Source organism: Mesorhizobium sp. M5C.F.Ca.IN.020.29.1.1 (genome assembly GCF_003997375.1).
Classification (GTDB): Bacteria; Pseudomonadota; Alphaproteobacteria; order Rhizobiales; family Rhizobiaceae; genus Mesorhizobium; species Mesorhizobium wenxiniae.
In genome coordinates this window covers 1-571 of sequence record NZ_RZSW01001153.1, presented here as the reverse complement: position 1 = coordinate 571, position 571 = coordinate 1, and the positions used below count along the sequence as shown (strand labels likewise).

Sequence of the window (571 nt, the reverse complement as noted above, 5' to 3'; positions counted from 1 at the left end):
GGCCTGGTCTGTTCCTGGCGCAGTTTGCGGGCGATGCCGCGCCGTTCAATTCGCTGGGCTCGATCACCAAATGGGCGGCCGGGCTGGGTACAAGGGCGTGCAGATCCCGACCTGGGACAGCCGGCTGTTCGACCTCGAGAAAGCGGCGTTTTCCCAGGCCTATTGCGACGAGGTGAAGGGCATCTGTACCGATGCCGGCGTCGCGATCACGGAGTTGTCGACGCACCTGCAGGGGCAGTTGGTGGCGGTGCATCCGGCCTATGACGCGCAGTTTGACGGCTTCGCGCCGCCTGCGGCGCACAACAATCCGAAGGCCAGGCAGCAATAGGCGGTCGAACAGATGAAGTTCGGTGCCAAGGCCTCGAAGAACCTCGGGCTCAAGGCGTCGGTGTCGTTTTGCGGAGCGTTGGCGTTTCCCTACCTTTATCCGTGGCCGCAACGGCCGGCGGGATTGATCGAGGAAGCGTTTTCCGAACTGGGAAAACGCTGGAAACCGATCCTCGACGTCTATGAGGACAATGGCGTCGATGTTGGCTACGAGATCCATCCGGGCGAGGACGTCTTCGACCTG

Annotated in this window: 1 pseudogene; it reads left to right on the top strand. The window is 62.3% G+C overall.

The features are described from left to right. Nucleotides 1–571, top strand: a pseudogene (locus EOA85_RS36795) (TIM barrel protein); the annotation flags it as partial.